Consider the following 11,532-nt stretch of genomic DNA (forward strand, 5'->3'; position numbering starts at 1 on the left):
TTCTATGAAAGTGGTATCAATATGGGGAGAATCGAAAATGCAGAACGGAATATTTTCTTTGGTATCTTAGGAAATATTGTATCCTTTATCCTGGGATTTATATCAAGGACAGTCTTTATTCACAACCTGAGTGTAACCTATCTTGGTGTCAATGGCTTATATACGAATATATTATCTGTATTATCATTAGCAGAACTTGGTATTGGTACAGCAATGAATTATAGTCTCTATAAACCTGTAGCAGAAAATAATTATGAGACCATAAAGACACTGATGCAGTTATATAAAAAGATTTATCGTATTATTGCCATAATTATAACAGTGGCAGGATTAATTCTGCTGCCCTTTTTAAAATTCATCATAAAAGACCCAGGAAACATCAGTCAAAATGAATTGTTCCTATATTATTTCATATTTTTGTTCAACACAGTCAGTACCTATTTTGTATCATATAAATACAGTTTAGTAAATGCAGAGCAAAAGAATTATATACAATCTAATATTCAAGTCATTACTTCAGTGGCTGTATTAATATCACAGATTATTATCCTGAAAATATTTAAAAGCTTTATGCTCTATTTAATTGCTGGAGCGGTTATTGGAGTGATACAAAAAGTATTCGTTCATTTATATTTGAATAAGCAATATCCCTATCTTTTAGAAAAAGATTATATTCCTTTATCCAAAGAAGAAATGAAACCCATTAAAAAAAACATGACCGCTTTAATGTATCATAAATTTGGAGATGTTATGATACATCAAACGGATAATATTATTCTTTCTTCATTTGTTAATGTAACTTTTGTTGGATTATTATCCAATTATAATCTGATTATTTTTTCGGTAATTAGCTTTATTAATATAATTTTTAATTCTCTGATCTCTGGGTTCGGCAATTTGATTGCATTAGACAGTAAGGAAAAGCAATACAAATTATTTAAAGTTTATCGTTTTTCTGCTTTCTGGATCTATGGAATGGTCCTGATTATTTTATATTTTATGCTGACTCCCTTTATTACCCTTTGGATTGGAGAAGATATGGTTATTAGTAATACAGCAATACTATTAATTATGGTGGACTACTATTTTAAAGCCCATCGTATTGCGGTAAATAATTATAAAACAGCAGCTGGTATTTTTGATGCGGATAAATACATTGCTCTGATTCAAGGGATTGTAAACTTAATTATTTCCATACTGCTGGTTCAATTAATTGGAATAAATGGCGTATTTATTGGAACTATAGTATCCGGTTTAATTTCTAATTTTACCAGGCCTTTTATTATATATAATATGATATTTAATAAAAAAGCCCATGAATATTACAAGGATTCCTTTCTTTACCTTATTACCATCATCATGGTGTTTTTTATCTGCCAATTAGTAAGGAAATCATTTTGTAATAACATAACACCAGTAAGCCTTTTTGTTTTATTTATACTGGTAATTACAATACCAAATTTGTCTTTTTTCATCTTGTTTCGTAAACGGGAGGAATTCGTATATATGCAGGAAATTTTAAAATCCTATCCAGATAAGTTTAATAATATTAATAAATTCTATTCCAATACTCTCTTAAAGGCCGGAAATAAGATAAGATTCATTAAGAATAAAAAGACAGTTTACGTTAAAAAGGATATTACGGATAAAAGTGAAGAGGCTCCATTATCCTCTGATTCTAACAAGATAGAAGAAGAGTGGATTGCTATATTCAACAATCTGCGTAAAAACACAAGAATTCAGATTCTAACTTATCCGGAGATTAGTACGAAGCAGATGATAAGAACTAATATCTACAGTATTATTTTCACAAGGAAGCTGACCAGAGCAGATCATTTTTTCTGGCCCAATGGACTTTTAGCTTCGGCTTTAGAATGCTCTTACCATGCAAGCAAGGATATTCAGGACTTTTATATACTGAAACAATACTATGATAAATGGATTCAAAATGGTATTCCTATTGTAAATCCTGATCATGCCATAAATGGTTATTCCTTAATTTATGTACATCAAAAAATGAAAAAAGATATTTACAAAGAAGCCATTCAAAAAATTATCAATTATTTATATGATTATCCAAGAGATAAAAAGAATAGTTTTCCCTATAGAAAAAACAGTCCTAATGATATTTATATCGATAGTATAGGCATGATATGTCCTTTCTTATGCCGTTATGGAAAAATATATCATGATGAAAAGGCTATAAATTTAGCTGTAAAACAGATTATCAATTTTATTCATTTTGGATTTGATAGGAATACATTTCTTCCATATCATGGGTACAATTTAAAAGAAGACAGCAAATTAGGAATCATTGGATGGGGCAGAGGAGTAGGATGGTTATTGATAGGCATGGTAGACAGCCTTGAATATATTGATTCCATGAACCCCAACTATAATTTTTTAGTTAGAACTTTTATTAAAGTTGTTGAAACCACTATAAAGTATCAGAAGGATAATGGGTACTACTCCTGGCAGTTAACAGCTTTAGAGGGACACATTGATACATCATCAACTTCCATGATATCTTATGCCATTCATAGGGGAGTTAAAATAGGTATACTGAATAAAACTTATTTATATTATTCGAATTTAGGGCTTCAGGCTCTTCGGAATTCTGTAATAGATGGTCTGGTAACCAATTCTTCAGCAGAATGTATGGGATTTAGCATGTACCCTCAAAGATATGATGTATTTCCATGGTCTCAAGGTCCAACCACTGCGTTAGCAGCTTTATCGCTGGATGCAATTAGAAATAATGAATAACAGAACCTTTTTCTGTAGTTGGAAGGATTTTAAAAAATAAGAACGTATTCTTGCAAAACATGTAATCAGGCCGCCTTTCCTCTGTAAATTGAAATGCGGCCTTTATACCGGATAAAACTATGATTCACTCTATTTGCGTTTTTTAAAGATATGACAGATATGAAAAATCCTGTATAGAGTACCAGACATTATTGCAAGCAGGATACCGATAAATATGCTCAAAAGACCATACCTTCTAGTAAAACTTAAACAATTAAAGCTCGTAAGAAGAGCTGTCATGGTATAAATACCTTTGAAAAAATACAATCCCGTAATATTGATTAAAAAAATAAATAAATCAAATATTAAAGCAGTTGTTATCCGGGGTTCTCCATCTACACATCCTATTTTTCCATATACCTTAGCTGCAATTAATCCAGGAACTAACATTATTAAAAAGAATCTGATAAAGTCCATAATTCGTCTCCTTTCATTATAAAATCAGGTAAAACTTCAATTCGGGTGTATTTTGAACTGAATTGGAATTTATTTAAACTTATCTTTTGAGGCAGCAGCCATTAATAACCATTATCCAAATGGTAGTATTATGACTAACTGACATCTGATAAAAAGTTATATTATTATATTATGAAACAAACCTATAAAATGTTACAAAAAATGTCGTAAAAGTAAAAAACAAAAAGAATAATATATAATAGTGTCACCCTATACCTTAAATTTCTTTGTTCTACTTAATTATAAAATTCATACAATAAAAAGATAGAGGCTTTAAATAGGAGTAAAAATGTTTAAAGATAAAAAGCTTTTGATAACAGGGGGTACTGGCAGTTTTGGAAACGCTGTGCTGAAACGATTTTTAGATACAGAAATTGATCAGATCCGAATATTTTCAAGAGACGAAAAAAAACAGGATGAGATGCGAAACCTTTATAAAAATAATAAAGTGAAATTTTACATCGGCGATGTCAGGGATATACAATCCATAAAAAATGCCATGTACGGCGTTGATTATATTTTCCATGCTGCTGCTTTAAAACAAGTTCCATCCTGTGAGTTCTTTCCACTAGAGGCTGTAAAGACAAATGTTTTAGGAACGGATAACGTTTTAACTTCAGCCATAGAATTTGGAGTAAAGAAAGTAATTTGTCTGTCTACGGATAAAGCCGCTTATCCGATTAATGCAATGGGGATTTCCAAAGCCATGATGGAAAAGGTATTTATATCAAAATCCAAGACGGTGGACCCGGACAGGACAACAATCTGCGGTACCCGTTATGGAAATGTAATGGCTTCCAGGGGCTCCGTCATTCCGCTTTTTATACAACAAATTAAAGCTGGAAAACCCTTAACGGTTACAAATCCTGACATGACCCGGTTTTTAATGAGCCTTGAAGAGGCTGTGGAATTAGTAATCTATGCATTTTTAAATGGAGAATCAGGGGACCTTATGGTACAGAAATCACCTGCCTCCTCAATAGGGGATCTGGCACAGGCATTAATCCAATTATTTGGCAGTGATAGCAAGCTAAATATTATAGGTACCCGCCATGGAGAAAAGTTATATGAAACCCTGTTAACAAAAGAAGAATATTTTGCAGCTCAGGATAAAGGGAAATTTTATCGTGTACCTGCAGACAAGCGGGACTTGAATTATGATAAATATTATCACCAGGGAAGCAAAATACTTTCTGATTACAAAGAATACAACTCCAATAATACAGAAAGATTAAATATAGAACAGATTAAAGAACTTCTATTAACTATTGACTATGTCCAGAAGGAATTAAAAGGCGGGTGTCATGAATGAAGATATTAGTAACAGGAGCAAGAGGATTTATCGGAGAAAATTTAATCGCCCAGTTAAGAAATTTAAATTATACGGACATCTTAATGTTTGATAAAAATACAAAACTCTCTTTGTTAGACCAATATTGTGAGGAAGCTGAATTTGTATATCATCTTGCAGGAGTGAATCGCCCTAATGAGGACAGGGAATATATGGAGGGGAATTTAGGATTTACGAAGGTTCTTTTGGATGCCTTAGAAAAACATAAAAATAATTGCCCGGTTACCATATCATCCTCCATACAGGCTGTTTTTGATAATCCATATGGAATAAGTAAAAAAGCAGGGGAAGATGCGGTATTTAATTATTCCAGAGAGACAGGGGCGAAAGTTTTTGTATACCGGCTGCCAAATGTATTCGGAAAATGGTGCAGGCCCAACTATAATAGTTTTATAGCAACCCTTGCTCATAATATTGCCAGAGATTTACCTGTTACGGTCAAAGATCCGGAAACAGTCTTAAATCTGGCTTATATTGATGATGTTGTAGAAGAATTAATAAGTCTGTTAAAGGATAAAGGCAATAAGAAAGGTGATTTTTGTGAAATACCTGTAGTATATCAAATTACACTGAAAGAAGTGGTAAATTTACTTAGGTCTTTTAAGGATAGCCGTATTAACTGTTCCATTCCTGATATGTCTGAGGATTTTACCAGAAAACTATACAGTACTTACTTAAGTTATCTGCCGGAGAACAATCTTACTTATCCCTTAAAAATGAATGCAGATCATAGAGGGTCTTTTACTGAGTTCATTAAAACCGCAGGACAGGGACAAATTTCAGTAAATGTATCCAAGCCTGGAATGATAAAAGGAAACCATTGGCATCACACAAAAAATGAAAAATTTCTTGTAGTCAGCGGAAGAGGTGTAATACGGTTTCGAAAACTGAATTCAGACCGGGTGATAGAATACTATGTAAGCGGAGACAAACTGGAAGTAGTTGATATACCGGTAGGCTATATCCACCATATTGAAAATATTGGTGAAACAGATATGGTGACCATTATATGGGCAAATGAAAGTTTTAATCCCCGGAAACCGGATACTTACTTTATGGAGTTATAGAATAGAAGTCATGTTTAAAGAATCTTTTATTGATCTTTAATTAGAAAAACAGGGAGCAGAAATGAAAAAATTAAAAGTAATGACAGTTGTTGGAACCCGCCCGGAAATAATAAGATTATCAGCGGTTATTCAAAAATTACAAAAATCAGATGCCATAGAACACATCCTGGTACATACTGGACAGAATTACGATTATGAATTAAATGATATATTCTTTAAGGATTTTATGTTAAAGAGGCCGGATTATTTTTTGGGAGCTGCTACCAGTTCGGCTGTGGAAACAATCGGAAATATACTCATTAAAATAGAACCTATTTTAGATGAAAGAAAACCGGATGCATTTTTAATACTTGGAGACACCAATAGCTGCTTGTCGGCAATAGCTGCAAAGAGAAGGCATATTCCCATATTTCACATGGAGGCTGGTAATCGTTGCTTTGACCAAAGGGTACCTGAAGAAACAAACAGAAAGATTGTTGACCATATATCCGATATTAACCTGCCTTATAGTGATATAGCAAGGGAATATTTATTAAATGAAGGAATTCCGGCAGATCGGATTATTAAGACAGGGAGCCCCATGTTTGAAGTTTTACATTCTGGAAAAGAAGGAATTAAGAATTCAGAAATATTAAAAAAATTAAATCTTAAAATGGGAGAATATTTTTTAATATCTGCACACAGAGAAGAAAATATAAACATAGAAGAAAATTTCAGAAACTTAATAGACAGTATCAATGCTATTGGCGAAATTTATAATATTCCAATCATTATTAGTACACATCCCAGAACTAAAAAGAAAATTTATGAAGATAATATAGAATTAAATTCTTATGTTAAAATTATGAAGCCTTTTGGATTCTATGACTATGTTAATCTTCAGGTAAATGCAAAATCTGTATTAAGCGACAGTGGTACAATCAGTGAAGAATCCTCTATTCTTGGATTTAAGGCTCTTAATATCAGACAGTCTCATGAAAGACCAGAAGCCATGGAAGAGGCAGCTGTAATTATGACAGGCCTTACAAAAGAAAGAATCCTTCAGGGACTTACCATATTAGAACACCAGCAAAAAAATTCATTGAGAATCGTAAGGGATTATAGTATGGAAAATGTTTCAGATAAAGTACTCAGAATTATTTTATCCTATACCAACTATGTAAACAGGGTAGTATGGGGGAGTAAGGACGTTTAAAGTATTTGAAAGAGTTGGTGATATTTAATAAAAATTTATAATGAAAGATTAAGGAAATATTGATTTTTCAACATTTTTAAGCTATTATAGTAATAAATTATTATTACAAAATTACATTATATATATGTTTTTTCCGGTTGGCAGTTTTATCTGTTTCAAGTTTTGAGCTTTAGGGTGGAGAGCTCCTATGGAGTTCCCTGCCTTTTTTTATTGTAGAAATATAAAAAGATATCAGGGTAGTGGTATACCTGTTATGAGGAGAATGTGTGTGGAAGTTATAAAAAGTATTGTATTGAATATAGGACTGCTTGTTATTCTGGCTCAAATTTTAGCAAGGGTGAAATTGGTTAAAAAGTATATTGTTAGGGAAAAACACAAAACAAAAGAATATATTATACTAATTGCTATTTTTGGGATCATCAGTGTTATTTCAACCTATACAGGTTATGGGGTGAATGGGGCTATTGCTAATACTCGTGTTATTGGTGTTATGGCAGGAGGATTTATTGGAGGGCCGATTGTTGGCATTGGTGCAGCTATAATTGGAAGTATCCATAGATATATAATAGATATTAATGGTTTTACTGCTTTTGCCTGTGCAATCTCAACATTGGCAGAAGGAATCATTAGTGCAGTTACTGCCAAATATGTTAAAAAGAATAAGTATAAAAGTTCCGATTTATTTGCTATTACTTTTTTTGCCGAGCTGTTGCAGATGATTATTATTTTAATATTTGCCAAACCTTATCAGGAAGCTGTTACCTTGGTAAGAGTGATTGCAGTTCCTATGGTATTTTTTAACTCTATGGGTATGGTATTGTTTGTAAGTGTTTTTAATCATATTTTTAAAGAAATGGAATATGAGGTGGGAAGTAAAGTAAATCTTATATTTGAAATAACTAAAAAATGTCTGCCACTTTTACAGTCGGGTATTTACAATAAGGAGAATTGCAGTAAAATCAGCGATGTGATTTTAGAATATTCCAAAGACTTAGCTGTTATTTTTACAGATAAAGAAAATATTATCTGTGTAAAAGGAAAAACTTTAAATTGTATAGGACTAAACCGCTTTTTGCCAGGCCTTGCCAATGAGGTTCTAACTAAGAAGAAAGTGTGTATTGCTGAACAGGTACCTGAAGAAGATGTATTATACAAATCTTTGGAAAAAATGGTTGCTATAGGTGCACCGTTAATGAAATACGGACAACCTTTTGGATGTCTAATTATATTTGCAAATAAATTTAAAATTTCTTACCATTCGGAGGTTCAGTTTGCAGAAGGGTTAAGTAAATTATTCTCTGTACAGTTTGAACTTTCGGAAATGGAAAAGCAGCAGGCACTTTTACAGAAAGCAGAATTTAAAGCCTTACAGACACAGATTAATCCTCATTTTATATTTAACTCCCTAAATACAATCAGTGCTTTCTGCAGAGAAAAACCGGATAAAGCAAGGGAACTTTTAATTGCCCTTGCTACCTATTTTAGAAATTCCATACAAACAAAAGATGGATTTGTAAGTATTTATGATGAAATGGATTATGTTATGGCTTATTTACAGCTTGAAAAAGCAAGGTTTGATGAGCGGTTGAATATCATTATTGATATGCCGGAAGATATTGATTGTAAAATGCCCTGTCTGATTTTACAGCCTATTGTAGAGAATGCAATTAAACATGGTGCTATGAAGAAGAAACAGGGAGAAGTTAAAATTACAATTAAGGAAGCAGATAAAGCAATTAAAATTTCAGTAATGGATAATGGGTTAGGAATTCCACAGAATGTGGTACATGGGTTAAAGTATAACACCATTGACAATGGCAGAATCGGACTAATAAATGTACAAAAAAGATTATGTTATATTTATGGAGAAAATAATGGCTTGGATATTGATACATCAACCAATGGCACTATAGTTAGCATAACCATACCGAAAGATATTTCGAATAAACTGGAACCAAAAAATTTGCCTGCCTATAAGAATGTAGTTTAAGTCCTGTAATTTTATTCATATAATAATTTTAAGAATTGGAGATAAAGCTATGAGAATAGGAATCATTGATGACGAAAAACCTGCAAGAAGTGAATTAATGTACCTTATTAAGGAAATAGTGCCAAATGCGGTAATACAGGAAATGGAAAGCGGAGAAGAAGCTTTGAAACTCATTGCCGCAGAACGGTTTGATTTACTTTGTATCGACATTAATTTAGGGGATATAAGCGGTATCTCTCTTGCTGCGGCGGCTCGTAAATTAATTCCGGAAGTAGAAATTGTATTTGCAACAGCTTACAATAACTATGCGGATAAAGCTTTTGAAGTAGATGCGTTGTACTATTTATTAAAACCTTTTTCAGAAGAAAAAGTTAAGCAGATGTTAGATAAATATATTCAAAAACATGGGAAGTGCTGCCATGACTACAATAATCTGTATATATCCAAAATTCCTTTAAATGTGGATAAAAGGATTCTCTTAGTTGAGGTTCCATCTATTGTTTACATTGAATCTCAAAACAGGGTCTGTATCATTCACACGAAAGAAAAAAGCTACAAAGATAATAATCCTCTGAATTACTTTGAAGAAAAACTGGGAGATAAGGGTTTCTTCCGAATACAGAAAAGTTATTTAATTAATCTGAATTATGTTTTGGAGATATATCCCTGGTTTAGTAACACATACTGTGTGAAAATGGAAGGCTTTAAAGATGAGGTTTTACCAATCAGCAGGAACCAAATCAAAAATTTGAAGAATATTCTTTGCATTTGATGCACTGATTTTAACATGTCACCCCTGAATTTATACAAGATACACAATATCCAAAGTAATAATTAAAAAAATATGATAAAATTTACATAGAAATAAAGAAAGTGTAAAAAATATTACATTTTCATTAAGTCATTCAACGTTAAAAATGTTGTTTGATAAAGGTTTTTTTGTACATTTTACATAAAGGAGGAATGGTGGATATTGTTAGTGTTTTTAGAAGTCCAAAAGATGTACTTTTAAAAATTAATTTATTCAGGAGGTAGCTATGATAATATTTTTAATTGGACTAGTGATTTTAATAGTTGGGGGAGCAATTTACGGAAAGTTCTGTGAAAAGGTTTTTGGACCAGACGACAGAGATACGCCGGCAACTACATTGGCAGATGGTGTTGATTATGTAGCAATGAAGCCTTGGAAAAACAAATTAATTGAACTTTTAAACATCGCAGGAACAGGGCCAATCCTTGGACCGATTCAAGGTATTTTATTTGGGCCTATTGCCTTTATTACGATTCCTGTTGGATGTGTTCTTGCAGGTGCACTTCATGACTATTTTGTAGGTATGATTTCTATGCGTAACAGCGGTGCACAAATTCCTAAAATGATGTACAAGTTCATGGGAAACGGAGCAACAAAAATCTATACCGTTATCATCTGGATATTAATGTTGCTTACCGGTGTTGTATTTATCTATACACCTGGTGACTTAATCGTCGGAGATATAATGGGAATGGATGTTAAGGGCAATGTAATCTGGATTGTATACGCAGTAATTTTACTTTACTATGTCATTTCTACAATCTTTCCTATTGACCAAATTATTGGCCGTATCTATCCAATCTTTGGTGCAGTATTGATTATATCTGCTATTGGTGTTTTTGTTGGTGTTATGCTTGACGGCGGTGCAAACATGCCGGCATTAAACAGTGGATTGTTAACACAGCATCCAAAGGGACAATCCTTCATTCCGGTATTCTTTATAACAGTGGCATGTGGTATTATGTCAGGTTTTCATGGAAGCCAGGCAACACTTATATCTAGAACTGTAAAACATGAAAAAGAAGGGCGTCATACATTCTATACTATGATGCTTGTAGAAGGTGCCATTGCTATGATCTGGGCAGCAGGTGCCATGGTTCTATTCGGAAGAGGAACTGATACGGTAACCGGAGCCACTCAGATGGTAGGTATTATCTCCAGAGAATTTATGGGAACAATTGGCGGATTATTTGCAATTGCCGGGGTTATCGTTCTTCCGATTACTTCTGGCGATACAGCATTTAGAGCTTTACGTTTAATGATTGCGGAACAATTTAATATCGATCAAAAAGATGCTAAAAAACGTGTTGGATTATCCTTAATTATATTTATTCCGGCTATATTAATTCTCATTTATGCAAAAAGTTCTCCCGGTGGATTTAATTTACTATGGAGATATTTCGGATTTACCAACCAACTTGTGGCAGTATTTGCTCTTGCAATGATTGTGGTGTATTTAAAAACTGCCGGCAGAAATTACTTAATTGCTTTACTGCCGGGAACTTTTTATACATTTATCGTATTTAGTTATATATTCCATGAAAAAATTGGTTTCGGCTTAGAAGCTAGAATTGGTGAAATGTTTGGTATTGCAGACACCAGTTATGCTATTTCATATACTTTAGGTGCAATATGTGCAGTGCTATTCTTATGGCTAGTACCAAAATTAGCTTCTAAGAGAAAAGACATTATTCTAAACTATAAAATGTAACTATAATTTGAAGAGGGGTATTATAGTTATCATAAAAGAGTAAATGAAAATGAATTACATACAATAATAATCTCCTTTTGATAAAACTTGTAAAACGAAGCAGCTGTTACTTTGACCAATATTTGTCTAAGTAGCAGCTGCTTTAC

General features: G+C 32.7%; 8 protein-coding genes. 7 read left to right on the forward strand and 1 reads right to left on the reverse strand.

Annotated features, from left to right (window positions below):
* Window positions 1-21: 21 nt before the first annotated feature.
* On the forward strand, window positions 22-2,766 hold the full coding sequence (locus BM183_RS20720; RefSeq protein WP_170847967.1) for a glycoside hydrolase family 88 protein: 2,745 nt from the start codon (window positions 22-24) through the stop codon (window positions 2,764-2,766).
* Between the two features lie 129 nt (window positions 2,767-2,895).
* On the opposite strand, the gene BM183_RS10935 is transcribed toward BM183_RS20720, so the two are convergent.
* A complete protein-coding gene (locus BM183_RS10935; protein ID WP_091686920.1) occupies window positions 2,896-3,222 on the reverse strand; it encodes a hypothetical protein in 327 nt (108 codons plus the stop codon).
* A gap of 328 nt (window positions 3,223-3,550) precedes the next feature.
* On the opposite strand from BM183_RS10935, the gene BM183_RS10940 reads away from it, so the two are divergent.
* The 6 genes from BM183_RS10940 (at window position 3,551) to BM183_RS10965 (ending at window position 11,386) form a co-directional block, all read left to right on the forward strand.
* Window positions 3,551-4,573, forward strand: a complete 1,023-nt coding sequence (locus tag BM183_RS10940) for a polysaccharide biosynthesis protein (protein ID WP_091686922.1) — start codon at window positions 3,551-3,553, stop codon at window positions 4,571-4,573.
* Window positions 4,570-5,679 (forward strand): polysaccharide biosynthesis C-terminal domain-containing protein, encoded by a 1,110-nt coding sequence (locus BM183_RS10945; RefSeq protein WP_091686924.1) that lies wholly within the window; start codon window positions 4,570-4,572, stop codon window positions 5,677-5,679. Before BM183_RS10940 ends, BM183_RS10945 begins: the two co-directional genes overlap by 4 nt.
* A gap of 61 nt (window positions 5,680-5,740) precedes the next feature.
* Window positions 5,741-6,874: a non-hydrolyzing UDP-N-acetylglucosamine 2-epimerase gene (gene wecB, locus BM183_RS10950; RefSeq protein ID WP_091686926.1), complete on the forward strand. Its 1,134-nt coding sequence runs from the start codon at window positions 5,741-5,743 to the stop codon at window positions 6,872-6,874.
* 268 nt (window positions 6,875-7,142) lie between these two features.
* Entirely contained in the window at window positions 7,143-8,864 is a 1,722-nt protein-coding gene (locus BM183_RS10955) for a LytS/YhcK type 5TM receptor domain-containing protein (protein WP_170847968.1), read from the forward strand.
* Between the two features lie 49 nt (window positions 8,865-8,913).
* The gene (locus BM183_RS10960; RefSeq protein WP_091686929.1) at window positions 8,914-9,636 is read left to right on the forward strand and encodes a LytR/AlgR family response regulator transcription factor; all 723 of its coding nucleotides are present in this window, start codon (window positions 8,914-8,916) and stop codon (window positions 9,634-9,636) included.
* 265 nt (window positions 9,637-9,901) lie between these two features.
* Window positions 9,902-11,386, forward strand: a complete 1,485-nt coding sequence (locus tag BM183_RS10965) for a carbon starvation CstA family protein (RefSeq protein ID WP_091686930.1) — start codon at window positions 9,902-9,904, stop codon at window positions 11,384-11,386.
* The last annotated feature ends 146 nt before the right edge of the window (window positions 11,387-11,532 follow it).

Origin of the sequence: Anaerocolumna aminovalerica (assembly GCF_900115365.1) — a bacterium.
Taxonomy (GTDB): Bacteria; Bacillota; Clostridia; order Lachnospirales; family Lachnospiraceae; genus Anaerocolumna; species Anaerocolumna aminovalerica.